This is a genomic window from Ensifer aridi, assembly GCF_002078505.1.
Taxonomy (GTDB): domain Bacteria; phylum Pseudomonadota; class Alphaproteobacteria; order Rhizobiales; family Rhizobiaceae; genus Sinorhizobium; species Sinorhizobium aridi.
The window spans coordinates 267,134-293,513 of record NZ_LUAV01000012.1; the positions used below are offsets into that span (position 1 = coordinate 267,134).

Sequence of the window (26,380 nt, forward strand, 5' to 3'; positions counted from 1 at the left end):
TTGCTGCATGTTTTTGTCCTTGAATCGGGTACGATTTAAGGAGACATGCAATAGCGCCTGCGAGCCGACCGTGAAGAGGTATGTCAACAAAGCTGACATACTTTATGATATGTTGCGCAAATCGCAATTCGATCGAAAGGAAATAACCGCGTGGCGGGCCAATCCAACAAGAGCCAAGAGGTTAGCGAAGGCGCCGGAGAGGACGAAGACACGATCGACTTCGAGATCATCGAATTGCTCTTCTTCGCCTATCGCGACTTCACCAGCGATCCGGACGCCATTCTCGAAAAGAGCGGATTCGGCCGCGCGCACCATCGTGTCGTGCATTTCGTCGACCGCGAACCCGGCATGACCGTCGCCGACCTGCTCGACACGCTGAAAATCACCAAGCAGAGCCTCGCCCGTGTCCTCAAGCAACTGATCGATTCCGGCTACATCCGCCAGGTTACCGGGCCGGAAGACAGGCGGCAGCGCATGCTTTACACAACGAAGGAGGGCAAGGCGTTGGCGCGGGCGCTTGCCGAGCCACAGTCCCGCCGCATAGCCGATGCATTGGCAAAGGCTGGTCCGGGCGCGCGTGACACGGTGAAGCGGTTTCTTGCCAATATGAGGAACAGCACCGCGGAATGACGGCAGGAATGAATCACGCTTATGATGGGGACCGTGTCGATCCGGATTTATCGTGATCGCGTGGGGGACGGATTCGGGCTTTGCCCGCTATGAGGATTGTCGAGCGATGATAGCAAAAGCGAGAGTCTCCGATGATGCTGCGCATCTTCTGATCGTCGACGACGACCGGCGAATTCGCGACCTGCTCAACCGCTATCTGGTCGAACAGGGCTTTCGCGTGACGACTGCGGCGGATGCAGACGAGGCGCGGCGAAAGCTCACAGGACTCGATTTCGACCTGCTGATTGTCGACGTCATGATGCCGGGGGAAAGCGGCATCGCCTTGACGCAAAGCCTCCGGCAGATCAAGACGGTTCCGATCATCATGCTGACGGCCCTGGCCGAGACGAATTCGCGCATCGAGGGCCTAGAAGCGGGGGCAGACGACTACCTGCCGAAGCCTTTTGAACCGCGCGAGCTCGTGCTCAGGATCAACAACATCCTGCGCCGCAACCAGCCGACGCAGGCGCCGAAGGTCGACCAGGTCATCTTCGGTCCCTACACCTTCTCCGTCGTCCGCAAGGAGCTCCGCCGGGGAGCCGACCATATCCGGCTGACCGACCGCGAACAGGAGATCATGACGCTGTTTTCGCAGCGCGCCGGCGAGACCATTCCACGCCACGAGCTGATCGGCGACGATGCCGAGGTGGGCGAGCGGACGATCGACGTGCAGATCAACCGGCTGAGACGCAAGATCGAGGACGATCCCTCCAATCCGGTCTGGCTCCAGACGGTTCGCGGCATCGGGTACCGGCTGAGCGTCGACTGAGCAAGGAGTGCAGCGATCGCCGGCATCGATTAGAGCTTGACGGGAGACGGCCGGAAAACCGCTTCACAGCTTCCGTCATGGCGCTCTAAAGCGCGCCGCGTTCAATCGAATTCGTGCGTCGCGCTCTAGGTCTTTGTTTTTGTGCATGTCGTCATCCCAAAACCGCTGCACACTTTTGGGCGACATGCACTAACATACGGAACTCTTTCGACAGACGACGCAGGACCAATGGCAAGCTTTGACAGCCTCAGGCGCGAAGGAACGAGTGCCGCGGACGGTGCCTGGAGAAGGGTGATCCGCTGGCTGCGACGCCGCCTGCCTATGGGGCTTTACGCGCGCTCGCTGCTGATCGTCGTCATCCCGATGGTTCTGCTGCAGTCGGTCGTCGCCTTCGTCTTCATGGAGCGGCACTGGCAGCTCGTGACGCAACGCCTCTCGTCCGCGGTGACCAACGACATCGCTGCGATCGTCGACCTGATCACCACCTTCCCGCGGGAAGGCGACATCGACCAGATCGTCCGCATCGCCCGCGAGCAGCTGGACCTCAATATCAGCGTCGAGCCCGGCGGCGAACTGCCGCCGCCGCGTCCGAAACCGTTCTTCGAAATTCTCGACCAGATCCTCAGCGAGGAGATTTCGAACCAGATCCGTCGTCCGTTCTGGATCGACACCGTCGGCCAGTCGAAGATCGTCGAGATCCGCATCAAGCTCGAGGACGGCCGCATACTCAGGGTCTATGCCCGACGCAATCAGGCCTATGCCTCGAACACCCACATTTTCCTCGTCTGGATGGTCGGCGCCTCGCTGGTTCTGCTGACTATCGCGATCCTCTTCCTGCGCGGACAGATCAGGCCGATCCTGGCGCTGGCGAGTGCGGCCGAGAGCTTCGGCAAGGGCCAGAAGATCGATGATTTCGCACCGCGGGGCGCGGACGAGATCCGTCGCGCCGGTCTCGCCTTTATCCTGATGCGCGAGCGCATCGAGCGCCAGATCGAGCAGCGTACCGCGATGCTGACAGGCGTCAGCCATGATCTGAGAACGATCCTCACCCGCTTCAAGCTGCAGCTTGCGCTCTCCGGCAACAATCCGGACCTCGAAAACCTCAATCAGGATGTCGAGGATATGCAGAACATGCTGGAAGGCTATCTCGCCTTCGCTCGCGGCGAGGCGGAAGAGGATGTCGGCCGGCTGAAGCTCAGCGACCTGATGGCACGGCTTGCGGCAGAGGCCGAGCTCTACGGCAAGACCCTGACCACCTCTATCGAGGGCGAGGACGAGATTCACGTGCGGCCGAACGCCTTCACCCGGCTGATCTCCAACCTGGCATCAAATGCCTATCGCTATGCGAATACCGTACGGATCGAAGCCCGGCATAGCGCGAAATGGCTGATCATCACGGTCGATGACGACGGGCCGGGCATTCCGGAGCGGTCGCGCGAGGACGTATTCAAGCCGTTCTTCCGCCTCGATGAAGCGCGCAATCTCGACAGCTCCGGCACCGGCCTCGGTCTCGCGGTCGCCCGCGATATCGCCCGCAGCCACGGCGGCAATGTCACGCTCGGAGACAGCCCGCTCGGCGGCCTGCGCGCGACGGTGCGCGTTCCGACGTGATGAGCAAGCTGGGCCGAAGCGCGTCAGATCGATTCATGCGGCGCTTTCCCAAAGCCACTGCGCACTCTGGCCGATATGCGTCAACGCGAATAGGTCGAGATGAAGCCGCGCTGTTTATTGAAACGGTGCCAGGCATCGATCCTGCGCGGATGGCGGGCGCGCATCGCATCGAGCGGCACAAGCAGCCGGCCCTGCCGGCCAAGCGCCTCGTCGAGGATCTCGACGATGCGACGGTTCGGCCAAGGCTTGCGAGTGATGGTGAGAAGCGCCGCGAAAGCTTCCTCCTCACTGCCGGCGCCCAACTGATGCGCGATCAGGCAATATGCAAAGGCAGTCGACCGGCTGACGCCCGCGTGGCAGTGCACGAGGATTCGGCTCGAGCGATCGTCGGCGACGGGCCTCAGCGCCTCGAAAGTCTCCAAGACGAGGTCGGGGAAATGCGGCGTCGCGACGGCATTTTCCTGATCGCGTATGCGCACGACGCGGTGGTTCGCATCGATGATGACGGGCACGTCGTCATCCGACAGTTCCGGGTCGAGAAGGGAAAGGACGTGGCTCGCCCGCCACTCGCGCGCGGCCTCGGCGGCTCGGTAGCGGCACGAGACCTTGACACGTTCGGAAATCGGATCACCGCTTGAGGTCATGGCGTTTCACATCAGCTTCCTGCCGTTCGGAACCGGCTTTTCGGCGGCAGCCAGCACGATCGCGCCGGCCTCGTCTTCAAAGCCGAGCGTCAGCACCTCGGAGCGGACTGGGCCGATCTGGCGCGGCGGGAAATTGACGACGCCCAGCACCTGTCTGCCGACGAGATCCTCCGGCTTGTAATGCACAGTGATCTGGGCGGATGACTTTTTTATGCCGATCTCCGGGCCGAAATCGATCTTCAGCTTGTAGGCAGGCTTGCGCGCTTCCGGAAAGACCTCGGCCTCGATGATCGTGCCGACGCGAATATCGACGCGTGCGAAATCAGCGAAATCAATGACTTCCGACATGGCTATTCCTCGCTGAGAACCTCTGAGCGCGTCTGACTTAACGCATCGCGCCGGATTCCGGAAGACTGCCGGCTGTGACCTCCTCCTCCATGCCGGCACTGTTCCACCACGGACGCGCAAACTGTTCGACGAGGAAATCGACGAAGACGCGCACGCGCGGCGAAAGAAACCGCCGGTGCGGATAGACCACGCTGATCGGCTCGGCTTCGGCACGGTTGCACTCGGTGAGCACTGGCTTCAAGCGTCCGGCTCTGATGTCCGGCCCGACGAGCATGTCCGAAAGCCGCACGATCCCCATCCCGGCGAGCGCAAGCCGGCGCAGGGCTTCGGTGCTACTGGCCTCGATGGAGCTACGGATGCGCATCGCCCGATGACCACTGGCTTCGTCGAACTCCCACACGTTGAGGCCGCCGCGAGAGGTAATGCCGAGGCAAACATGCTTCAGGAGGTCGTCGGGCTTCTCAGGGGTGCCATGACGCTCAAGATAGTCCGGGGCTGCGCAAATGATCCGCCGATTAGGGGCAAGGCGGCGCGTGACGAGCGTGGAATCTCCTTGCGCGGCCACACGCACCGCCACGTCCGCATCGCCATTCACAAGATCGACGATCGCATCGGTGAAATCCAGTTCGAGCTCGATTGCTGGATAGCGCCCGATGAACACCGGCAGCATCGGCACGATCAGCCGATGGCCGAAAGCACTTGGAAGGCTGACACGCAATCGGCCGCGCGGCTCGGCGCCCGGCTGAATCGCCAGTTCGGCCTCCTCCATATCGCCGAGAATACGCCGGACCGACTCGGCATAAGAATTGCCTTCGGTTGTGAGGCTGATGCTGCGGGTCGAGCGTTGCAACAGCCGTACGCCGAGCCGGGCCTCGAGCCGGCCGATGATTTTGCTGACGGCCGACGGCGTCATTCTCAATCGTCGGGCAGCCGCCGAGAAGTCCCCCTCTTCGACGACAGCAAGAAACACCGTCATCGCCTCCTGTCGATCCATGCCATCTATTCCGTTTCGTCACAGATAAAAGGAAAGCAATACGGATTATCGCGATGAAAGATAAGCTCTACCGTCCGCTGGAATCGTCAGCCAAGGTGAGAGCAATGACCGAACAAGGCCCTGAAATTCCGGACAGCCAACAGCTTCATGCGCTGGCACGGCGCCAGCGCAACGCTGCCATCGGCCACTTCTGTCGTCTGGCGATGCGCAAGGCGCTCCAGCTCTTGTTCAGACGCGAACCGTCCCACCGGCGCGATCCGCCGGGCCAAAGACGGACCGCGGCGGCTGACCAGCGAGCAAGACCAGTTCATCGGCCACCTGCGGAATCCTATTCGGAGCCGGCCAATTCCTCGGCGCGCTTGCGCGCAGCCGCAATGGCCTTGTCGAAGAGTGGCTGCATGCCGTCGTCCGCCATCAATATCGCCAGCGCGGCAGCCGTGGTTCCGCCCGGTGAGGTGACGTTCTGGCGTAGGCGCGCGGCATCGTCGGGGGACTGATGGAGGAGTTCACCAGCCCCCGCGACGGTTTCCCGAGCAAGTCGCATGGCAAGGTCCGCCTCGAGGCCGAGCTTGCGCCCTGCCTCGGCCATGCACTCGACGAGATAAAAGACATAAGCCGGGCCGCTGCCGGAAACGGCGGTCACCGCATCGATATCCGCTTCGGTTTGAACCCACTCGACAGGGCCGCTGACCTTCAGGAGGTCATGCACGAGCCCGCGCTGCGCCTCAGTCACCCGAGCGTTGGCAAAGGCGCCCGTAACACCACGGCCGATCATTGCCGGGGTATTTGGCATGGCGCGCACGATTGACGCCGCGCCAAGATGGCGCTCGATGAAGCCGAGCGTCTTGCCTGCGGCAACGGAGACGATCACGGTCCCGGGACCGACGAGGCCCTTGAGCGGCGGCAGCGCCGCCTCCATGATCTGGGGCTTCACGGCAAGAAAGATGACCCCCGCCTCGATTCCTTCGGGAGCGGATGCCGCGTGGCGCACGCCCTTATCGGCAATCAGCTTCGCCATCACCGGCGATGGAGCCGGGTCGACGACGAGGACATCGCTACTCGGGACGCCGCTCTTCAGCCAGCCGCCGAGCATCGCTCCGCCCATATTGCCAGCGCCGACGAGAACGATCGGACCCGATAGGGACACGCTCATCTCATGCTTCCCCCATAGTCTCGAACAGCACCGCGTCCACGGCGCGCTGCGCATCCATGCCGGACCAGACGACGAACTGAAATGCCTGGAAATAGGATTCACAGGCATCGAGCGCATTCGACAACAAGACCTCGACCTGCTGGTTCGTGGGCTCGGCGCCGCCGGCAAGCAGCAGAGATTGACGGAAAATGATGACCTCTTCTTGGCGCCAGAGGTCGAAATGTCCCATCAGCACCTGGCCGTTGATGTGTGACAGGAGGCGGATCACCTCGTTGACGCGGCTGTCGGGCACTTTGATATCGAAGGCGCAAGCGAGATGCAGCGCCTCGAACTCCTCCATCCAGGAGAAGGAAACATGATAGTCCGCCCACTTGCCCTCGACGGTCATGGCAATCTCGTCTTCGCCGGATCGTTCGAAAGACCAATCGTTGTTGGCGGCGACGAACTCGATCATATCGACCGGGTTGGACTGGCGCTCGACTTCCATTTCCAAGAGGCTCATGCATCACCCTAAAGGCGCGGCATAGGCGCGCATAGTCACGCTCACAGGACGCAACGCTGCAAACCCAATACCGGATACGGACACTATGATTTCTGGACCCGCCACTATCCTGACTTACTTACCCTGCCCGGAGCTTGCGTGATCCGTTTCGAATCATCATTTAAAATCAGTCTATAACGGCAGAGTCAGCGTGCCAGCCCCTGCGCCAAAAAATTGCGAGCGAAGAAGGCAGGACGCCCTGCGATTTTGATTCAGGACGGGTGCTTAAACGACTCTGCCGTAAGGATTTTTTGGCAGTGTCCACAGGTGGAAAACTTTTGAAGTTTACTAGGCGTCAAAGCAAAAGAGGAAAGCGCGGCGGGATCTCGGCCGAAGGAGTCGCTTAGCCGCCGAGATCGCTATATCCGCATGCGCCGGAACCGCGCGTAGCGCGGCCCGGATTCAGATTGTCGCCGCCGCAGGGGACGACCTCTACACTGCTACTTGCCGGTGGTGCCGGCTATCGGCCCTGCCGTAGCAAGGCGCGCCTCCAGTGCCTCGATACGGGCAAGCAGAGCATCGTTTTCGTCCCGCGCCTTCGCGGCCATCTCCTTGACGGCCTCGAACTCCTCGCGCTTGACAACATCGAGAGAGTTCAGCCAGTTTTCGGCCTGGGCGCGAAATGCCGCCTCGACCTCGCGCCGCACGCCCTGGGCCGCGCCCGCGGCATCCGTCATCAGTCTTGCGAGATCGTCGAGAATGCGGTTGGCCCCTGTGCTCATCGTTCCGGTCTCCATTTCAGTCCCGCCACCCGCGGCGGGCCTCATGTTTTCAGGTAGGATTCTCGAACAAAGGATGCAAGGGAAATAAGAGCGCCATGCCATTGCGGGTTCGTCGAATCGCTCCTGATTCAAGGGACAAAAACGTTCAGCAATCAAAAGTGCTGCAGCGAACCCCTATGCGTCCGAAAAGACGCATAAGCTTGTAAGAGCCGGGGGCGGCTTGACCCGGTCGGATTCGATCGCCATGTTCCGCCGAAACAATCGGCCCGGCACGAGACAAGACCTTGGAAACGATCGCGACCCGCCTTTCCATTCTCCCCTTCCCCGACATCGACCCGGTGATCTTCACGATCGGGCCGCTTGCCGTCCATTGGTACGGCCTAGCCTATGTCGCGGGCATCCTCCTAGGCTGGTTCTATGCACGGCGCATCGTTCAGAACGCTTCGCTCTGGCACAAGGGCACGCCCGCCTTCACTCCGGAGCAGCTCGATGATTTCCTGCTCTGGGCAGCCGGCGGCATCGTGCTTGGCGGGCGCATCGGCTATATCCTCTTTTATGATCTTGGCTCGGTTATCGAGAATCCGATCCGCGCGGTCGAGATCTGGAATGGCGGCATGTCCTTCCATGGCGGCTTGCTCGGCACCACACTGGCGATCATCGTCTTCGCCCGCAAAAACGCGATACCCCTCTGGAGCCTGTTCGATGTCGTGGCCGCCGTCGTGCCTATCGGCCTCTTCTTCGGCCGCATCGCGAATTTCATCAACGGCGAACTCTGGGGGCGCCTGTCGTCGATGCCCTGGGCGATTGTCTTTCCGACCGGAGGGCCCTTTGCCCGCCACCCGAGTCAGCTCTACGAGGCGGCACTCGAGGGTCTGTTGCTCCTCTCCCTGCTCGCCTATTTCGTCTATCGCCGCAAAGCCTTGAAAACGCCTGGCCTTGTCACCGGCATCTTCGTCTGCGGCTATGCCGCAAGCCGCATTTTCGTCGAATTCTTCCGCGAACCGGATGCGCAGATCGGCTATCTTGCCGGCGGCTGGCTGACCATGGGCATGGTGCTTTCGCTGCCGATGGCCTTGGCAGGAATCTGGGCCATTGCGCGGGCGCGCCGGGCGGCAGCCGCCGCGGCATAATTGGACGGATGCATGACGAATCCTCTCGCCGACAAGATCAAAGCGTTGATCAGGACCAACGGTCCGATCAGCGTTACCGATTATTTTTCCCTTTGCCTCGCCGATCCCGAGCACGGCTATTATCGCGTTCGCGAACCCTTCGGGCGGGCGGGAGACTTCACGACCGCGCCGGAGATCAGCCAGCTCTTCGGTGAAATGATCGGCATATTCCTGGTCCACGCTTGGCAGCAACACGGCTCGCCGGCAAACGCCATCCTCGCCGAGATCGGCCCGGGTCGCGGCACGATGATGTCCGACATGCTGCGCGTCGTCCGCCGGCTTGCGCCCGCCCTCTACCAGTCCGCAAGCATCCACCTGGTCGAGACCAGCGACCGGCTGCGCGAGGTGCAGGCCGAAACGCTCGCAGCGCATGAAGGTAAGGTCCGGTGGCATCAGAGCTTCGACACGCTGCCCGCCGGCTTCCTGCTGCTGGCAGCGAACGAGCTCTTCGACGCCATTCCGATCCGGCAATTCGTGCGGACCGCGCAGGGCTTCCGCGAACGCATGGTCGGGCTCGACGCCGACGATCGATTGACCTTTGCCGCCGGCGTCGCGGGCATCGACCCCTCACTGCTGCCGTCGCCACCGCAATCGGCTGCCGAAGGCACGATCTTCGAGATCGCGCCGGCCCGCGACGCGGTGATGGCCGCGATGTGTGAACGCCTTCGCACCGGAGGCGGTACAGCGGTCATCATCGACTACGGCCACCTCTCGACCGGCTATGGCGACACGCTGCAGGCCGTCCGCAACCACCGGTACGATCCGCCGCTTGCCAACCCAGGGCGGGCGGACCTGACCAGCCACGTCGATTTCGAGCAGTTGGTGAGCCGTGCGAAAGCAGAAGGAGTGCATGTCAACGGGCTTGCCCACCAGGGCGACTTCCTTGTCGCGCTCGGCCTTCTGGAACGTGCAGCCGCTCTCGGCCGCGACAAGGACGCCGCAACGCAAGAACGCATTCGCGACGATGTCGAGCGACTTGCGGGCTCCGGCGCCGGCAAGATGGGCGAACTGTTCAAGGTGCTGGCGGTCAGCAGCCCCGAAGTGGCCTTGGCTCCCTTCCGGAAAAAGGCGCCGTAACGCGCGTCGAGCCTCGATTCTCCAAGGGGCCGGCAGGGCCGATCCTGAACCGGTTCCACAGCCTCCTACTTGTTCGGCAATTGACACGCCCGGCATGCCGGGCCAACATCGCCGGTAAATCAGCCGCATGTCGCCGGGCCGAAACGCGCCCTGAAATCCAACGAAGTCAAGACGTTAGCAAAGGTGAGAACGCCGGATGCAGGACGATGCCTCGCTTTCCCCTGTGCAGAGCCCGCTCTTCCGCGCCAAAGCGGGCTCAGGGATCAGGCATGGCTATTTCACGCGTCAGGGCGGCGTTTCGGAGGGCATCTATCGCGGCCTCAACGTCGGTCTTGGTTCCAACGACGATCGGGCGCGAGTCGGCGAGAACCGTGCCCGAGTCGCCCGCTGGTTCAAGGCCGTTCCACAACGCCTTGCCACGGTACACCAGATCCACTCGTCGGATGCGATCATCGTCGACGGCAATTATGACGGAGCGCGGCCGGATGCGGATGCGCTGGCGACGGCAACACCCGGCATAGTGCTCGGCGTTCTTTCCGCCGACTGCGGGCCCGTTCTCTTCGCCGACCCGGAATCGGGCGTGATCGGCGCGGCGCATGCCGGATGGAAGGGAACGCTCGGCGGCATCCTCGAAAGCACGATCGAGGCGATGATTTCGCTCGGCGCGCGCCGCGAACGTATCATCGCCTGCCTCGGTCCCTCGATCAGCCGGCAGCATTACGAGGTCGGCCCCGAATTCGTCGAACGCTTCCTTGCAGCCGAAGCGAGCTATGCATCCTTCTTCAGCCCATCCGGGCGGAACGGCCACGCGATGTTCGACCTTCCCGGCCTTACCATAAGACGGTTGAACGAGGCCGGAGTGACCGCGGAAAACCTCGACATCTGCACCTATGCGGACGAGGACCGGTTCTTCTCTTATCGCCGTACGACGCACAGGCAGGAGCCTGACTACGGGCGGCAGATATCCGCGATTTGCATAGGGGAGGATTGAGATGGCGCTCCACTTCGCCGAAGAGGAATACGCAGCCCGCCTGGCGCGGCTCACCGCCAAGATGCAGGAAGAGAGACTCGACGCGCTGCTTCTCTTCGCGCAGGAGAGCATGTATTGGCTGACCGGCTACGACACCTTCGGCTACTGTTTTTTCCAGACGCTGGTCGTCAAGAAGGACGGCGAGATGGTGCTGCTCACGCGCTCGGCCGACCTGCGCCAGGCGCGGCACACGTCCAACATCGAGCGCATCGAGATCTGGGTGGACCGCGTCAATGCCGATCCTGCCATGGACCTCAAGAACCTCCTGAGCGAGCTCGATCTGCTCGGTTGCCGCATCGGCGTCGAATATGACACGCATGGCATGACGGGTAAGACGGCGCGGCTTCTCGACAATCAGCTCTCCACCTTCGGCGAGCTGGTCGACGCCTCGCTGCTCGTAAGCCGTCTGCGCCTCGTCAAGAGCCCCGCGGAAATAGTCTATGTCGAAAAGGCCGCGAGCCTTGCCGACGCCGCGCTCGACGCCGCGCTGCCGCTGATCCGCCCGGGTGGCAGCGAGGCCGATATTCTCGCCGCCATGCAGGGCGCGATCTTCGCCGGCGGCGGCGATTATCCGGCCAACGAGTTCATCATCGGCTCCGGCGCCGATGCACTCCTTTGCCGCTACAAGGCGGGCCGGCGCACCCTCGATGCGAATGACCAGCTCACGCTCGAATGGGCCGGTGTCAGCGCCCACTACCATGCGGCGATGATGCGCACGATCGTGATCGGCGAGCCGAGCAACCGCCATCGCGAGCTCTACAGCGCCTGCCGGGAGGCGATCCAGGCGATCGAGATGGTGCTCAGACCCGGCAACACCTTCGGCACCGTCTTCGACGTCCATGCGAGGATCATGGACGAGCGCGGCCTTGCCCGCCATCGCTTGAACGCCTGTGGTTACTCGCTCGGCGCGCGCTTCTCGCCCTCCTGGATGGAGCACCAGATGTTTCACGTCGGCAATCCGCAGGAAATCGAGCCGGACATGTCGCTCTTCGTCCATATGATCATTATGGATTCGGATAGCGGAACGGCCATGACACTTGGGCAGACCTATCTGACGACGACCGATACGCCACGGCCCCTGTCGCGTTACGGGCTGGACTTCATTTCTGCGTAAGGAAATCGTCCTATGCTTTCCGCGAGAAAGTGAACAACGCGGGTGCGGCTGGTCCTAACGGCCGCATTTCGCGCTCACATGTTCGAGCGGAAACGGTGGGAACGATGCGAAAGCAGATCATGCCGATCGCAAGCCTTGGTCTTGCCGCAGCCTTGGCCGGCTGCAACACGACGGATGCCCTGATACCGCAGGTCGACGTGGGCGAAGGCACCTTCCGCTCCCCACCGGTGACGCAGTCTGATCTAGACGCCATGTCGGCACAGACCGCCGTGATGCCGGTTGAAAGCATACCGCCGAGCCGCACCGCGGCCTTCTCGGCGCAGCCGAATATTTCAGGCCCGCCGACGCAATACGCCACGGGCGATACCGATTACACCGATCCGGCCGGCACCCTCGAAGGTCAGGCCAGTCGCCTCGCCGAGGGCGAGGCACCGATCCAGGCGAGACAAGTTGAAGCCGCGCGCGTACAGAGCCCGCCGCCGCAGGAAGACCCGGCCCCGGAGGAGGACACGGCCCCGCGGCAGCCCTCGCCTGCAGAGACAACGGCGGCGCCGGCAAAAGAACCGGAGCAAGCCGCAGTCGCGCCTCCAGCCACCGCGAGCGGCTCCGGCGGCATCCGCTTCCTGCCGATCATCGGCGCGCCGGTCGAGGCCGTCACCCCGCTCTCGAAACAGCTCGGCGCCTCCGCGCGCGCCGAGGGCCTCGCAATTAAAAGCTCCGCCGACACGACGAGCGACCATATCCTTAAAGGCTATTTCTCGGCGCTGAACGACGGCGGCAAGACGACCGTCGTCTATGTCTGGGACATTCTCGACGGCAGCGGCAACCGCCTGCACCGCATCCAGGGGCAGGACACTGTTGCGGGAACCGCAGCCGAACCCTGGAGCGCCGTTCCGCCCGAAACGATGCAGACGATCGCCAACAAGACCATCGAGGCTTATCTCGAATGGCGGCGGGCCGGAGCGGGATAAGAAAAAGAACGCGGTGAGGAAAACTACGCACGGTTTTCCGCTCGCGTCCCCGCTCTAACGTACTAGAATCGATCACGTTCTATGATTTCGGGTCGATTCGGCGTCAAAATCATCGTGATCTGAGGCCGGTCGGCGCAAAGTTTTTCGGATAATCGCCGCTGCGTCGCAGCAATCCCCTTGCATTCACCTTCAAGGACGCTAAAAAGCGGCCGATCAGCTCTGACAGCGGCCATCCGCAACGATTGCCCGCGATCGGAATGGCTCACGGATTATGCGCGCAGGATCCCGCCCCACCGGACGTGACCGCGCCAGCTCAAGGCGGACCGTCAATGAAGGTTTTCGCAGGCAATTCGAACCGGCTGCTGGCCGAAGCGATCTGCAACTATCTCAACCTGCCGCTCGGCAAAGCCACAGTCAGGCGCTTCGCCGATCAGGAAATCTTCGTCGAGATCGGCGAGAACGTGCGCGGCGAGGACGTCTTCATCGTTCAGTCCACCTCTTTCCCCACCAACGATCATCTGATGGAACTGCTCATCATGATCGACGCGGTACGCCGCTCCTCCGCCCGCCGCATCACCGCCGTGCTCCCCTATTTCGGCTACGCCCGGCAGGACCGCAAACCCGGCCCCCGCACCCCGATCTCCGCCAAGCTGGTCGCCAATCTCATCACCGAAGCCGGCGCGGACCGCGTTCTGACCCTCGACCTGCACGCCGGCCAGATCCAGGGCTTTTTCGACATCCCGACCGACAATCTCTATGCGGTTCCGATCCTCGCGCGCGATGTCAAGGAGAACTACAACCTCAACAACGTCATGGTCGTCTCGCCGGACGTCGGCGGCGTCGTGCGTGCCCGGGCGCTTGCCAAGCGGCTCGACTGTCTGCTGGCGATCGTCGACAAACGTCGCGATCGCCCCGGTGAATCGGAGGTCATGAACGTCATCGGCGACGTGAAAGGCAAGGACTGCATCCTGATCGACGACATCGTCGATTCCGGCGGTACGCTCTGCAACGCCGCCGAAGCGCTGCTGAAGAACGGCGCCACCAGCGTTACGGCCTATATCACCCATGGTGTTCTCTCCGGCGGCGCGGTCGCCCGCGTCACCTCGTCGATGCTGAAGGAACTGGTCATCACCGACTCCATCCAGCCGACCACCGCCGTTCAATCCGCCCACAATATCCGGGTGATCTCGACTGCCGGGCTGATTGGCGAGGCGATCAGCCGCACCAGCCAGGAAGAATCGGTTTCGAGCCTGTTCGACTGAGGTCGTTCCGCCGAGAATGGGAATGTTGACGCCGGCGCTTGCAGCGCCGGCGGTCTGTTTTCGGCTTATCCGTTCTTCCCGAGGACCTGGGCCACCGGCTGGTCGGCGAGATTGTCGATGAACCAGTTCGGATAGACCGGCGCCGGCACGGTCTCGGCGTCGAGCGCCGAAATTTCACCCTCCGTCAAAGCAAGCTTTGCCGCACCGAGATTGTCTTCAAGCTGGTGTGACTTGGAGGCCCCCAACAATACGCTCGTCACCGCTTTCTTCGCCAGGAGCCAGGCGATCGCCACCTGCGCCACGCTTGCTCCATGGCTGTCGGCGATCGCGCGCATGCGCTCGACGAGGCGGAAGGCCTGTTCCTTGTCGAAGGGCAGAATGTCGAAACCGGAATAGCGGTTGTCCGGGTCATCGAGATTTTCCCGCGTGTACTTGCCGGAAAGGAACCCCGAGGCAAGCGGGCTCCAGACGGTGAGGCCCAGACCGTAGCGCTGCATCATCGGGATGACGTCTCGCTCCACGTCGCGGCCGAGCAGCGAATAATGCATCTGTCCATGGGTGAAGGGGGCTAGCCCGTTGGCCTTTTGGATCTCGACCGCCGCCGCCGCTTTCCAGGCCGACCAATTCGAGAACCCGATGTAGCGCACCTTGCCGGCGCGTACGACCGCATCCAACGCCCTCAACGTCTCCTCGAGCGGCGTCTGCGGGTCTTCCTTATGCGCGATGTAGACGTCGATCCAATCCGTGCCGAGGCGCTTCAGGCTTTGATCGACCGACCAGAGAATGTGGCGGCGGGAAAGCCCGGCCTGGGTCAACGGCGTGCCGCTGCGAAAGCCGACCTTCGTGGCGATCACCACCTCGTCGCGGCGGGTTCTCAGCGCCTCGCCGAGGATTCGTTCGGACTGACCGGACGCGTAGGCATCGGCAGTGTCGAAGAAATTGATGCCCGCATCGAGCGCGCGCCCGACAAGAGCTTCGGCAGCCTCGGCGTCCGTCTTGTAGACGGCGCCGAGACTACGGTCTCCGGCGGTGAACGTCATCGCGCCAAAGGCAAGGCGTGAAACGACGAGGCCAGTATTGCCGAGCGTCGTATACTGCATGTCATCCTCCATTGTTGTCTGATAGCTAGCGCGGGATGAGGAAAAGTGTGCGCGGCTTTCCGCCGCGTTGTCGTCCCTTCGACCGAGACAGCAGGCCGAGCCCCGGCCATCTTTCGAACACTGGCACGGATCGTTTTACCGGGAGTTCAAGTCATCTTTTTGCGTCCAGCATATAGGACGCCGCTTCGGCGGCAGACATTGCATGCTGCGAATACGTGAAGGTGCCACGCTCCTTGACTTCCCGCGCGGCGCTCATGAGCCCTGCAAGGGCCGCTCGCGCAAACGAGCCACCGACACTGATGCGTTTTACGCCGGCGTGCTCCAATTCTTTCACTGAAAAAGTCTGCCCGGCGAGACCCATGACGACGTTGACCGGCCGATTGACGGAAGAGCAAACCGTCTGGATCGCCTCGAGATTCGGCAGGCCCGGGGCGTAAAGAACATCCGCACCGGCCTTCTCGAATGCGACAAGACGCCGGATCGTGTCATCCAGATCGGGCCTGCCGTGCAGGAAGTTTTCCGCTCTCGCGGTCAAAACGAATGGGTGCTTACGGGCCTCCTCCGCGGCGGCAGCAACGCGTTCGACAGCCAAGCCGAAGTCGAAGATGGGATTGGCGGGGTCGCCCGTGGCGTCCTCAATCGAGCCGCCGACAAGCCCAACATCCGCCGCCAGGGAAACTGTAGCGGCGCAACACCCGGGATCCGCACCGAAGCCGTCCTCTAGGTCGGCCGAGACAGGCAGATCGGTCGCTTCGACGATATTGCGCGCATTCTCCAAAAGAGCCTCGCGCGAAAGAGCGGCTGCCGAATCTTTCCTGCCGATGGAAAAGGCAAATCCGGCACTCGTGGTAGCGAGGGCCTCGAAACCAAGCGCGGTGAGAATGCGCGCAGAGCCGGCATCCCAAGGGTTGGGAACGACGAAAGCGCCCGGCCGATCGTGCAAAGCGCGGAATGCCTGATATTTGCTCAGTTGATTCGCCATATCCGCCTCCCATCGTTGAAGACGACAAGCGATAGCATCAAACGAACAAAAAGGGGAACGCGGGTCTTGCCGCCGCTCAATTCCGGGTCGGCAAAGGGCAAGCCTCGCCACCGAAGAGGCGCGAGCGCGTGAAGAAGCGCTTTTCCCGGCCGTTGTCGAGCGAGAACATCCCTCCCCTGCCGGGCACGACATCGATGATGAGCTGCGTGTGTTTCCAGATCTCGTACTGGCTGGCGCTGATATAGACCGGCACTCCGTCGACTTCGCCGAGTTTCACGTCGTTGTCGCCGACGATGTAATCGTCGGCGGGATAGCACATGGGCGAAGAACCGTCGCAGCAGCCTCCGGACTGATGAAAAAGTATATCGGGATGGTCGCGCCGGATTTCGCAGATGAGTTCGATCGCCGCATCCGTCGCGAGCACTCGCGCCTCCTGCTCTTCATGCGTCATCGCAATCTCCTCCTTCGTACATAGCCCAGCGGGCCCCGATGAAACATCGGGGGCCCTGAGAGAATTGCCGACGAGAACGGGATCAGAAGAAGCCGAGCGCCTTCGGGCTGTAGCTTACCAGCATGTTCTTCGTCTGCTGATAATGATCGAGCATCATCTTGTGCGTCTCGCGGCCGATGCCGGACTGCTTATAGCCGCCGAAGGCGGCGTGCGCGGGATAGGCATGGTAGCAGTTCGTCCAGACACGACCGGCCTGGATGGAGCGTCCGAAGTGATAGCAGCGGTTGGCATCGCGGCTCCACACGCCGGCCCCGAGTCCATAGAGCGTGTCGTTGGCGATTTCCAGCGCCTCGGCTTCCGTCTGGAAGGTCGTGACCGACACGACCGGCCCAAAAATCTCCTCCTGGAAAATGCGCATCCGGTTATGCCCGTGGAGCACGGTCGGCTTGACGTAATAGCCGCCGGAAAGATCGCCTTCCAGCACATTGCGCCCACCGCCCGTCAGGACTTCGGCGCCTTCCTCCTTGCCGATCTCGATATAGGCAAGGATCTTCTCGAGCTGCTCGCTCGACGCCTGCGCGCCGATCATCGTGGCCGTGTCGAGCGGGTTGCCCTGACGGATTGCCTCAACCCGCTTCAGCGCCCGCTCCATGAACCGGTCGTAGATGCTTTCCTGGACAAGCGCGCGGCTCGGGCAGGTGCAGACCTCACCCTGGTTCAGCGCGAACATGGCGAAGCCTTCGAGCGCCTTGTCGAAAAAGTCGTCATCCTCGCTGGCGACGTCGGCGAAAAAGATGTTCGGCGATTTGCCGCCGAGTTCGAGCGTGACCGGAATGAGATTCTGGCTGGCATATTGCATGATCAGCCGTCCGGTCGTCGTCTCGCCGGTAAAGGCGATCTTTGCGATGCGCGGGCTGGTGGCGAGCGGCTTGCCCGCTTCGAGGCCGAAGCCGTTCACGATGTTGAGGACGCCCGGCGGCAGCAGGTCGGCGACGAGCTCCGCCCAGACGAGAATGGAGGCGGGCGTCTGCTCGGCCGGTTTCAAGACGACGCAGTTCCCGGCGGCAAGAGCCGGCGCAAGCTTCCAGGCGGCCATCAGGATCGGGAAGTTCCACGGAATGATCTGGCCGACGACGCCGAGCGGCTCGTGGAAATGATAGGCGACGGTGTCGTGATCGATCTCGCCGATCGTACCCTCCTGCGCACGGATGCAGGCGGCGAAGTAACGGAAGTGATCGATCGCCAGCGGAATGTCGGCGGCCATCGTCTCGCGGATCGGTTTGCCGTTGTCCCATGTCTCCGCCCGCGCCAGGAGCTCGAGATTATCCTCCATGCGGGCGGCGATCTTCATAAGGATGTTGGAGCGTTCCGTGGTCGAGGTCCGCCCCCATTTCTCCTTGGCCGCATGCGCCGCATCGAGCGCGATCTCGATATCGGCGGCGTCGGAACGGGCAATCTGGCAGAGCGTGCCGCCGGTGATCGGCGTCATGTTGTCGAAATAGCGGCCGGCAACGGGTTCACGCCATTCACCGCCGATGAAGTTTCCATATTTGTGCTTGAACGGGCTCTCGATGATTTTCTGATGCAGCATGGCTTCCTCCCTTGAAGAAAACAGCACTCCAATTGCTGTGGGAGATAGGGTGAAGCCGAATGCGGATCTCCGATAGACGCCCTCGGCAGCCCGCAGCAGCATCTGTCTCAGAATTGCGACAGGTCGGCTTCACGTGCCATGCTGCGGCGCAGCAACGGTCCAGATTGTGAGTGTTCTTCGGGCCTGTCCGCCCCTCGCCCGCCTAATGGTACTTCTCCTCGCAGAAGAGGCGAAGCGGGAGACACCCCGCTTGCTCTTCCCGCATGCCGGGCCGGAGCTAAGGCATTTCTCGCGCCGCACCGCTCAGTTCAATGAAAGCCGCTTCATCTTGCGGTACAGCGTGGCGCGGCTGATGCCGAGAAGGTCGGCGGCCATCGAGACATTGCCGTTGGTGCGCGACAGCACACGGCGGAGCGCCGCCCTCTCGGCATCCGGCAATTCCGCGCCCTCGCGCGGCGAATCTTCCTGAAGCAGGTCGGAGGCGGGCACGCCGGCGGCAATGCGCTTGTCGTCGAGCCCGAGGCATAGCCGGGCCGCCCGTGTCGCGCCGAGCACCAGGTCATCGCGGTCAACCGCAAGAAGCGCCGGTCCGGCGCGGTCGACCGGGACCAGCACGATGCGGGCACCGGCAAAGGCCCGGCGGAACAGGTTGGCCTCGATGCGGGCCGCCGCGTCGCGCACCGCCTGTGAAAGGATCGACACGATCGCCTCCGAGGCATCGTCACGGCACGTGGAGATATCGATCGCTGCCGCAAGGCGCCCGACTTCGTCGCGGATCGGCGCGGTCGCGCAACTCAAGCCGATATTGCGGCTGAGAAAATGCTGGTCGCGCTGGATCACGACCGCGCGCTCGTCGGCGATAGCGGTACCGATGCCGTTGGTTCCGACACTCGCCTCGCTCCAGATGGTGCCCGACCAGAGCCCGACGCCGCGGAAATCCGCATCGTCACCGCCGGCGCCGCGGCGTTCGAGGGCGACACCCTTCTCATCCGTCAGCAGAAGGCAGCAGCCGGCCTTGCCGACGATGGCGAACAGCCGGTCAAGCTCGCCGGCTGCCTCGGCGATCAACACCCCGGAGCGCTCGCGCGCCCCCAGCAATTCGCTCTCGCTCAGGCGCCAAGGCAATCGCGCTTCCTCAGGAGCGAGACCATGAAGGGTCATGCAGCGGCGCCACGAGGCGGCAACGGGCGAACTGGCAGCCAGCGAAGACTGATGCGCGATCTTATAGACGCGTTCGGTATGATCCCTGGCTGACGGCATTCGCTCCCTCCCTGAAGCGTCCCCTTCCGCGGCACAGGCGTCGACCTTCCGCTCGGCGCACTGCTTCGAACGACACTATACGCATTGCTCGTGCGACAGGTCCACCTAGACAAAGGTCACGCACAGGCCCGACGGTATCGACAGAGCGAGCGGATGTGCTACTCGATCGACACACCTCCCGCGACTCACCCGCGAGATCCGCTCCAAACATCGAAACTGTCCGCTATGCTTCGCGACTTTTCCGCTCAAAGCCTCTTCATGGGCGCCCTGATTGCCTTCGTCGGCTTTGCCAGCTCTTTCGCCGTCGTTCTTCACGGCCTCACCGGCGTCGGCGCGAGCGAGGCGCAGGCGGCGTCGGGCTTGATGGCACTATCGATCTCCATGGGCCTCTGCGCCATCGTCATCAGCGCCGTCACGCGGCTCCCCGTCAGCATTGCCTGGTCGACGCCGGGTGCGGCCTTGCTGGCGAGTTCGGGCAGCGTCGAAGGCGGCTTCAACGCCGCCGTCGGCGCGTTCCTCGTCTGCGGCGTGCTCATCATCGTCGCCGGCCTCTGGAAGCCGCTCGGCAGGACGGTCTCTTCCATTCCCCCGGCCCTTGCCAATGCGATGCTTGCCGGTGTGCTCCTGAGCCTCTGCTTCGCGCCGGTGAAGGCGATCGCTTTCAATCCGCTCTTCGGCCTGCCCATCGTTCTGGCCTGGGCCGTCATCGGCAGCATCAACAGGCTTTATGCAGTGCCGGCGGCGCTGCTTACCTTCGGCCTCGTCATCGCGCTCGGCGTCGAAATGCCGGAGGGCGCCCTTGCGGGCCTCTCCGCCGCGCTTGTTCCCAGGATCGAGTTCGTCCCGCCCGTCTTCGACGCCGCTGCGATGGTGAGCATCGCGCTGCCGCTTTTCATCGTGACCATGGCGTCGCAGAACATTCCCGGAATCGCGGTGCTCAAGGTCAACGACTACCATCCGGATCCGGGACCGCTCTTCGCCACGACCGGTCTCTTCTCGATGCTGAGCGCTCCTTTCGGCGGGCATGCCGTCAATCTTGCGGCGATCACCGCGGCCATGTGCGCCGGCTCCGACTCCCATCCTGACCGCACACGCCGCTATTGGTCTGCGATCAACGCCGGCATTGCCTACATCATCCTCGGCCTGCTTGCCGGCGTCGTGACGACCTTCGTCAGCCTCGCGCCGCCGGTGCTGATCCAGGCGGTTGCCGGTCTTGCGCTGATCGGCGCATTTTCGAGCTCGGCCATGGCCGCCTTCGCGGAGGCCGAGACGCGCGAGGCGGCCGCCATCACCTTCCTCGTCACGGCATCGGGCGTCAGTTTCGCCGGCGTCTCCGGCGCCTTCTGGGGGCTCGTCGCCGGCGGCCTCATGCTTGGGCTTGCCCGCGTCGCCAAACGGAAGGCATGATCGGCCGCGCCTTGCATTTACGCTCGTTCTCGGCTATGGACCCCGCGTCCGCGCAGACACCCTTGGAGGCACCGCGGATGAAGCCGCCTCGCGGCTTCAGGTTTTTCCGCCCTTTGGCGGACGAACTCTCCAAATAACTAGAAAGGTCTACCCATGAGCCAATCTTACGAGCTCAAGGCCGAGACGCGCGAACGGGTTGGTAAGGGGTCCTCCCGCGAACTTCGCCGCAACGGTCTTATCCCGGCTGTCATCTATGGTGACAGGCAGCCCCCGCTTTCCATCGCGCTGTCCACCAAGGAAGTGACGATGAAGATCCACGCCGGCGGTTTCATGACCACCGTTGCGACGATCGACGTCAACGGCGAGAAGATTCGCGTCCTTCCGAAGGACTATCAGCTCGATCCGGTCCGTGACTTCACGATGCATGTCGACTTCCTGCGCGTCTCGAAGGGCAGCCAGGTTTCCGTCCAGGTTCCGGTTCACTTCGAAAACGAAGAGAAGTCCCCGGGCCTCAAGCGGGGCGGCGCGCTGAACATCGTTCGCCATGAAGTCGAGCTTAACGTCTCCGCCGACAGCATTCCGGAATTCCTGACCGTCGACCTAACCGGTCTCAACATCGGCGACACGGTCCACATCTCGGATATCAAGCTTCCGGCAGGCGCGACCCCGGTCATCGCCGATCGCGACTTCACAGTCGCGACGATCACCGGCCGCGCGCAGGAAGCCGAAGAGACCGAAGAAACCGAGGGCGAAGCGGAGGCTTGATGCCCGCTTTCCCGCGGCTACAGTAGCGTGCCGCTTCTCAATGAAAATAACCCGTCCCACGTCCCGTGGGACGGGTTTTCTTTTGCTCGCGGCGTCCAAGAATTCTGGCCGGAGCACAATCACTGGTAGCACACGGGCCCTCGTGAAAACTCGCGATGCAACTTCAACAACATTTAAGGTTTTGATGATGTTCTGCACTGGGGAGAAACCGGTGGCAGTCCAAGAGCATGCGAAACGAACAAGACGATAACGCCCGCCGACGGAAGCGTCCGGTGATGCATTCGGTGGAGAATCGTTTCATTGCGATCATCTGCTGCGCGATGCTCGTATTCGTCGCGCCGCTGCTCGCTCTTTTCCTGACCATATCGAGCGAACGCGTCGCCCGCGAGCGACTGCACAACGTCGAGCTTTTGACTGAGGCGAGCGGCGAGGCTCTCGCCAAGCCGATCTGGGACTTCGACGAGGAGGCTATCGCAAGGATCGCCCGCTCGCTGATGAACGCGACAGACATCGAGGCCGTCGTCATCCGCGACCCGGCGGGCAGCATACTCGCCCGCTTGCCGGCGGAGCCCAGCGCCGGGACGGCCGCATACCACTCCCTGAAGACCGTCATCTCTCACGACGGCGTCGATGGTCCCAAGTCGGTCGGCACGCTCGAAGTCCTCGTTCCCGCGTTGGGTCCCCTCTCGCGCTTCAGCAAGGACGAGTGGGCGATCCTCGGCATTCTTCTGTTCGCCGTGGCGACCGTCTTTGCGGCGGCCCTGGTCGGCAACCGTCTAACCGTGATCCGTCCGCTGATGCGGCTGACGGCCGCGATCGAGGCAACGGGGCGGCTCGGATCACGACACCGGGTCGACTGGAGCTCGGATGACGAGATGGGTGCGCTTGCCGCCAACTTCAACGCGATGCAGGATCGGCTTGAACGCGAGGAGAAGGAGCTGAAGATCGCACACCGGCGGGCGACCGAGATCTACGATCTGACGCCGGCCATGCTCTTTTCGCTCGACGCCGAAAATCGACTGATCGCCGTCAGCGACTATTGGCTGCTGGCGACGGGCTACGCTCGGGACGAGGTCATCGGCCGAGGCTTCGCCGATTTCGTCGACCCGAGTTGGCACGAAGCCTACCGCTTGCGTGCAAAGGCAATCGCCTCGGGCAGCGACACGATCAGCGAAGTCACGCTCCCCTTCCGCAAGGCCAACGGCGAATTCATGACCGCGCTGATCCTCGAAACGGAAACCGGCCGCGATGGGCTCTCGCTTTCCGTAATGACCGACGTGACGGCCTTGAAGCAGGCGGAAAGCCGCAACCATGCCCAGGCGATCACCGACCATCTGACCGGTCTCCTCAACCGTCAGGGTTTCGAAAGCGCGCTTGATGAGGCGATCCGCAGCGCCGACGAATGTGGCATGCAACTCGCCTGCCTGTTCATCGATCTCGATCGGTTCAAATGGATCAACGACAATTTCGGCCATGCCGCCGGTGATGCCGTGCTGCGCCAGACGGTAGAACTGATCCGCGCGAAACTCGGGCCTGCGGACGTGATGGCGCGTCTCGGCGGCGACGAATTCGCCATCCTTATTGCGGCAACGGACGTTATCGCCCTTGCGAGCGAGATCGGCGAGCGCGTCGGCGAGGCCCTGCGCGAGCCGATGCCGGTGGAGAGCAACGAGTTGTCGGTCAGCGCGAGCATCGGCCTCGCCGTCTACCCGACGCATGCCGCCAGCGCCTCGGACCTCCTGCTCAAGGCCGACATGGCCATGTATGCGCGCAAGCGCGACGGCAAGAACGGCCTGCAGATTTTCGACACGGGCATGCTCGACACGGCGCGCGAGCGCCACGAGATCGAGCAGTGCATCGAGGCGGGCCTGAAGGAGGACTGGTTCGAGGCTTGGCTGCAGCCGATCGTTAGTCTGGCCGACGGCCGCATCATCGGCTTCGAGGCGCTCGTAAGGCTGGACCATCCGGAAAAGGGCCTCATGCCGCCCGGCAAGATCATCGGCATCGCAGAGGAGACGGGCACTATCAGTCGCATCGGCGACCGGGTGTTGGAGAAGGCCATTCGTCACCTTGCAGCGATCTCCGCGCTCGATGGGACGCAGGACACCTATCTGGCCGTGAACTTCTCGCCGCTGCAGTTCGAGCTCACGCTCGCCCACAGGCTCGCAGCACTCCTGCTCAAGCATCATATTTCCCCCCGCCGGATCGTCATCGAGATCACCGAGGCGGTGCTGATGCTCGACAATCCCGAAGTCCATGCGGTGCTGAAGCAGCTCAGCGAATTCGGCTGCCGTATCGCACTTGACGACTTCGGCACCGGTTATTCGTCGCTCAGCTACCTCAACCGTTTCCCCGTTGACATCGTCAAGATCGACCAGTCTTTCACGCGCTCGCTGAACTCCAATGCCGCCGACGTTCGGCGTAAGAGCAGGATGCTCATCAAGGGCATCCGCACCATCTCGCACCAGATGGGCTGCACCGTCGTCGCCGAAGGTATCGAAACGGAGGATCAATGGCAGCTTTTGCGCAAGCTTGGCGTGGATAATGGCCAAGGCTACCTCTTCAGCCGGCCCATGCCGGTCGATGGCATGCTGGCCATGCTGGAGAGCGAATCGGAAGCCAAGGCGAGCAATCAGGGATAGGGCCGGATGAAGAGCGGCCCGGAAGGAGAATGGCGTGAAGCATTGGATCCTGGCACTCTTCCTTGCTCTTTCCTCCGCCGCCGATGCCGAGACGATCCATTTCCTCACCGAGGAATATCCTCCCTATAATTTCTCCGGCGAAAACGGTCCGAGCGGAGCCTCGGTCGACCAGGTCGCGCTAATCATGAACACGCTCGACCTGCCCTACGAGATCAACATCCTGCCGTGGGCGCGCGCCTTCGCGCTGGCTGAGAACCAACCTCACCATTGCGTCTTCACCGCCGGCCACGACGCCGCGCGGGACGGCAAGTTCAAATGGGTCGAGCCGCTTCTCGTCGATCACATGATCATGGTGCGCCACAAGGAATCCGCTGTCGCGCCGCAATCGCTTCAGGAGGCGAAGCAGTTCGTGATCGGAACACAGCGCGAGGATTTCTCCGCCGGATACCTGAAGGAACGCGGCTTTCAGAGGATCGACTATGCCGCCAGTCTCGACTCCACATTGAAGAAGCTGATCGCCGGCCGCATCGATTTGATGATGACCTCAGAAAAGACCTTCGAGAGCATGCGGACCGACGGAAAGCCGATCGAGGCGGCGCTGGTGCTTGAAGGCAAGCAGTACGGAATTGCCTGCCACAAGGACATGGCAGGCGAGACCATCGCCCGTATGCAGACCGAACTCGACCGTCTCATTGCCGACGGAACGCAGGACCGGATCTTCGAGCGCTACGGCCTGCGCCCGAACCGGATCGAACAGGCGGCGAAATAGCCATTGACTTTGGCTGGGCGGCGATGATTTTGGGGTGAATAGCGGATGTGGTGGAATTGCCCCTCTCCTCGGGTTTAACCCGAGGACTAACCTCTCCCCCGCGCGCGGGAGAGAGGGGACTGGGAGAGCGCGGCGTGCCCCTTCTCCCCGCCTGGGGGGAGAAGGTCGCGGCAGCGGGATGAGGGGCAACGGGCCTCCCCGCCACATCTCGCCTCATGGAGCAAAGCGCATCAGGAGCTTGCCGATATGCTGATCATCGCGGGACTTGGCAATCCGGGTCCGAAATACGCCGGCAATCGCCACAATATCGGTTTCATGGCGATCGATGCCATCCAGCGGCGTCACGGCTTCTCCTCCTGGTCGAAGAAGTTCAAGTCGGAGATTGCCGAAGGCGAGATCGGCGGCGAGCGCGTCCTGCTGATGAAGCCGCAGACCTTCATGAATCTTTCCGGCGAAGCCGTGGGCGACGCCATGCGCTTCTACAAGCTTCACCCCCAGAACATCATCGTCATCTATGACGAGCTGGACCTGCCCGCCGGCAAGGCGCGGATCAAGACCGGCGGCGGACACGGCGGACACAACGGCATCAAGTCGATCGACGCCCATTGCGGCAAGGATTACCGCCGCCTGCGGCTCGGCATCGGCCATCCGGGCGTCAAGGACCTCGTGCATGCGCATGTGCTCGGCGATTTCGCCAAAGCCGATCAGGCGTGGCTTTCGCCCCTCCTGGACACGCTTGCCGACAATGCCGGCATGCTGGTCAAGGGTGAGGACTCGCAGCTCATGAACAAGATCGCGCTGGCGACCGGCGGCAAGCCGGAGGCGGAAAAGCCTGAGGCTCCGAAGAAACAGCCGGCGCAGTCCCATATCCACCAGGCGCGCGCAGCGGCCCAGCCGAAGAAACTCCCGGCAACCGGCCCCATGGCCGACATGCTGAAGAAGATGTTCGGCTCGAAAGGGGATTAGCGCTGGATGATAAACGTGCGCGGTCTTCCACCCGCCATATCGCGATAGGATGTAGGAACTCCCGCAGCTTCGTGGAACCGGGCAAGCCGATCGAGCCAGAGAGCCAGATCCTCCGGGATTTCCGCGTGGCCGCTCTCGAGCGCTTCAACCCAGGAGAGCTGGCATTGAAGCGCGGATGTGAGGTCGATTGTCGTCCACCGCAAAAGGGCGAGGCATTCAGCAAAACGTTCGGGTGTCATCGGTGCAGTTTTCAGCATTGATGAGGGACTGTGCACTGAACAGTGCATATGTCCTTTTTATCGCTCCGCGACTTTGCCAGGCGTTCCGCCGGTAACAGTCACATCGCTCGACGGGCCCGGTCTTGAGGCAGTGA

The 26,380-nt window shown here is 62.6% G+C and carries 26 protein-coding genes; 14 read left to right on the forward strand and 12 right to left on the reverse strand.

What is annotated here, in order from left to right; genetic code table 11:
- Positions 1–150 precede the first annotated feature (150 nt).
- From AYK65_RS11380 to AYK65_RS11390, 3 genes are all read left to right on the forward strand, one after another.
- Positions 151–630: a MarR family winged helix-turn-helix transcriptional regulator gene (locus AYK65_RS11380; RefSeq protein ID WP_026617921.1), complete on the forward strand. Its 480-nt coding sequence runs from the start codon at positions 151–153 to the stop codon at positions 628–630.
- Between the two features lie 106 nt (positions 631–736).
- Complete coding sequence (locus AYK65_RS11385) at positions 737–1,438, forward strand: response regulator (RefSeq protein WP_026617922.1); 702 nt, start codon at positions 737–739, stop codon at positions 1,436–1,438.
- Between the two features lie 228 nt (positions 1,439–1,666).
- Positions 1,667–3,049, forward strand: a complete 1,383-nt coding sequence (locus tag AYK65_RS11390; protein ID WP_046118631.1) for an ATP-binding protein — start codon at positions 1,667–1,669, stop codon at positions 3,047–3,049.
- Positions 3,050–3,129: 80 nt separating this feature from the next.
- Here the strand turns inward: AYK65_RS11390 and AYK65_RS11395 are convergent, their stop codons facing one another.
- From AYK65_RS11395 to AYK65_RS11420, 6 genes are all read right to left on the reverse strand, one after another.
- Positions 3,130–3,693: a protein-tyrosine phosphatase family protein gene (locus AYK65_RS11395; RefSeq protein ID WP_081158381.1), complete on the reverse strand. Its 564-nt coding sequence runs from the start codon at positions 3,691–3,693 to the stop codon at positions 3,130–3,132.
- Positions 3,694–3,699: 6 nt separating this feature from the next.
- Entirely contained in the window at positions 3,700–4,041 is a 342-nt protein-coding gene (locus AYK65_RS11400; RefSeq protein ID WP_026617925.1) for a tRNA-binding protein, read from the reverse strand.
- Positions 4,042–4,078: 37 nt separating this feature from the next.
- Positions 4,079–5,035, reverse strand: coding sequence for a LysR family transcriptional regulator (locus AYK65_RS11405; RefSeq protein WP_081158383.1), 957 nt, complete (start codon positions 5,033–5,035; stop codon positions 4,079–4,081).
- 328 nt (positions 5,036–5,363) lie between these two features.
- Positions 5,364–6,188, reverse strand: a complete 825-nt coding sequence (gene proC / locus AYK65_RS11410; RefSeq protein ID WP_081158385.1) for a pyrroline-5-carboxylate reductase — start codon at positions 6,186–6,188, stop codon at positions 5,364–5,366.
- 1 nt (position 6,189) lies between these two features.
- On the reverse strand, positions 6,190–6,690 hold the full coding sequence (locus tag AYK65_RS11415; protein ID WP_026617929.1) for a type III secretion system chaperone family protein: 501 nt from the start codon (positions 6,688–6,690) through the stop codon (positions 6,190–6,192).
- A gap of 479 nt (positions 6,691–7,169) precedes the next feature.
- Positions 7,170–7,451: an accessory factor UbiK family protein gene (locus tag AYK65_RS11420; protein ID WP_026617930.1), complete on the reverse strand. Its 282-nt coding sequence runs from the start codon at positions 7,449–7,451 to the stop codon at positions 7,170–7,172.
- Between the two features lie 284 nt (positions 7,452–7,735).
- On the opposite strand from AYK65_RS11420, the gene lgt reads away from it, so the two are divergent.
- The 6 genes from lgt (at position 7,736) to AYK65_RS11450 (ending at position 14,074) form a co-directional block, all read left to right on the forward strand.
- On the forward strand, positions 7,736–8,581 hold the full coding sequence (gene lgt, locus AYK65_RS11425) for a prolipoprotein diacylglyceryl transferase (protein ID WP_081158387.1): 846 nt from the start codon (positions 7,736–7,738) through the stop codon (positions 8,579–8,581).
- Between the two features lie 12 nt (positions 8,582–8,593).
- Positions 8,594–9,697, forward strand: coding sequence for a class I SAM-dependent methyltransferase (locus AYK65_RS11430; RefSeq protein ID WP_081158390.1), 1,104 nt, complete (start codon positions 8,594–8,596; stop codon positions 9,695–9,697).
- Positions 9,698–9,893: 196 nt separating this feature from the next.
- Positions 9,894–10,688, forward strand: a complete 795-nt coding sequence (gene pgeF / locus AYK65_RS11435; RefSeq protein ID WP_026617933.1) for a peptidoglycan editing factor PgeF — start codon at positions 9,894–9,896, stop codon at positions 10,686–10,688.
- Position 10,689: 1 nt separating this feature from the next.
- Positions 10,690–11,841: a M24 family metallopeptidase gene (locus AYK65_RS11440; RefSeq protein WP_081158392.1), complete on the forward strand. Its 1,152-nt coding sequence runs from the start codon at positions 10,690–10,692 to the stop codon at positions 11,839–11,841.
- Positions 11,842–11,945: 104 nt separating this feature from the next.
- Positions 11,946–12,812, forward strand: coding sequence for a flagellar biosynthesis protein FlhF (locus AYK65_RS11445; protein WP_081158394.1), 867 nt, complete (start codon positions 11,946–11,948; stop codon positions 12,810–12,812).
- A gap of 329 nt (positions 12,813–13,141) precedes the next feature.
- Entirely contained in the window at positions 13,142–14,074 is a 933-nt protein-coding gene (locus AYK65_RS11450) for a ribose-phosphate pyrophosphokinase (protein ID WP_026617936.1), read from the forward strand.
- Positions 14,075–14,139: 65 nt separating this feature from the next.
- On the opposite strand, the gene AYK65_RS11455 is transcribed toward AYK65_RS11450, so the two are convergent.
- The 5 genes from AYK65_RS11455 to AYK65_RS11475 all read right to left on the reverse strand — a co-directional run bounded on the left by AYK65_RS11455 (position 14,140) and on the right by AYK65_RS11475 (position 19,458).
- The gene (locus tag AYK65_RS11455; RefSeq protein ID WP_081158396.1) at positions 14,140–15,174 is read right to left on the reverse strand and encodes an aldo/keto reductase; all 1,035 of its coding nucleotides are present in this window, start codon (positions 15,172–15,174) and stop codon (positions 14,140–14,142) included.
- A 151-nt stretch (positions 15,175–15,325) separates the two neighbouring features.
- On the reverse strand, positions 15,326–16,156 hold the full coding sequence (locus AYK65_RS11460) for an isocitrate lyase/PEP mutase family protein (RefSeq protein WP_081158398.1): 831 nt from the start codon (positions 16,154–16,156) through the stop codon (positions 15,326–15,328).
- 76 nt (positions 16,157–16,232) lie between these two features.
- Positions 16,233–16,607 (reverse strand): DUF779 domain-containing protein, encoded by a 375-nt coding sequence (locus tag AYK65_RS11465; RefSeq protein WP_081158400.1) that lies wholly within the window; start codon positions 16,605–16,607, stop codon positions 16,233–16,235.
- Between the two features lie 82 nt (positions 16,608–16,689).
- Positions 16,690–18,198 (reverse strand): aldehyde dehydrogenase, encoded by a 1,509-nt coding sequence (gene adh, locus AYK65_RS11470; protein WP_081158402.1) that lies wholly within the window; start codon positions 18,196–18,198, stop codon positions 16,690–16,692.
- 303 nt (positions 18,199–18,501) lie between these two features.
- Positions 18,502–19,458: a helix-turn-helix domain-containing protein gene (locus AYK65_RS11475; RefSeq protein ID WP_026617941.1), complete on the reverse strand. Its 957-nt coding sequence runs from the start codon at positions 19,456–19,458 to the stop codon at positions 18,502–18,504.
- Between the two features lie 225 nt (positions 19,459–19,683).
- Between AYK65_RS11475 and AYK65_RS11480 the strand changes: the two genes are divergently transcribed.
- The 5 genes from AYK65_RS11480 to pth all read left to right on the forward strand — a co-directional run bounded on the left by AYK65_RS11480 (position 19,684) and on the right by pth (position 26,007).
- Positions 19,684–20,865: a benzoate/H(+) symporter BenE family transporter gene (locus tag AYK65_RS11480; protein WP_026617942.1), complete on the forward strand. Its 1,182-nt coding sequence runs from the start codon at positions 19,684–19,686 to the stop codon at positions 20,863–20,865.
- A 153-nt stretch (positions 20,866–21,018) separates the two neighbouring features.
- Positions 21,019–21,630: a 50S ribosomal protein L25/general stress protein Ctc gene (locus AYK65_RS11485; protein ID WP_026617943.1), complete on the forward strand. Its 612-nt coding sequence runs from the start codon at positions 21,019–21,021 to the stop codon at positions 21,628–21,630.
- Between the two features lie 272 nt (positions 21,631–21,902).
- Positions 21,903–24,272 (forward strand): EAL domain-containing protein, encoded by a 2,370-nt coding sequence (locus tag AYK65_RS11490; RefSeq protein WP_046118649.1) that lies wholly within the window; start codon positions 21,903–21,905, stop codon positions 24,270–24,272.
- Between the two features lie 34 nt (positions 24,273–24,306).
- Positions 24,307–25,041, forward strand: coding sequence for a substrate-binding periplasmic protein (locus AYK65_RS11495; RefSeq protein WP_026617945.1), 735 nt, complete (start codon positions 24,307–24,309; stop codon positions 25,039–25,041).
- 246 nt (positions 25,042–25,287) lie between these two features.
- Positions 25,288–26,007, forward strand: coding sequence for an aminoacyl-tRNA hydrolase (pth, locus tag AYK65_RS11500; RefSeq protein WP_026617946.1), 720 nt, complete (start codon positions 25,288–25,290; stop codon positions 26,005–26,007).
- On the opposite strand, the gene AYK65_RS11505 is transcribed toward pth, so the two are convergent.
- Positions 26,004–26,246 carry a hypothetical protein gene (locus AYK65_RS11505; protein ID WP_026617947.1) on the reverse strand — a complete coding sequence of 81 codons (243 nt, stop codon included), beginning with the start codon at positions 26,244–26,246 and terminating at the stop codon, positions 26,004–26,006. The two genes, pth and AYK65_RS11505, sit on opposite strands and share 4 nt — an antisense overlap.
- Positions 26,247–26,380 lie beyond the last annotated feature (134 nt).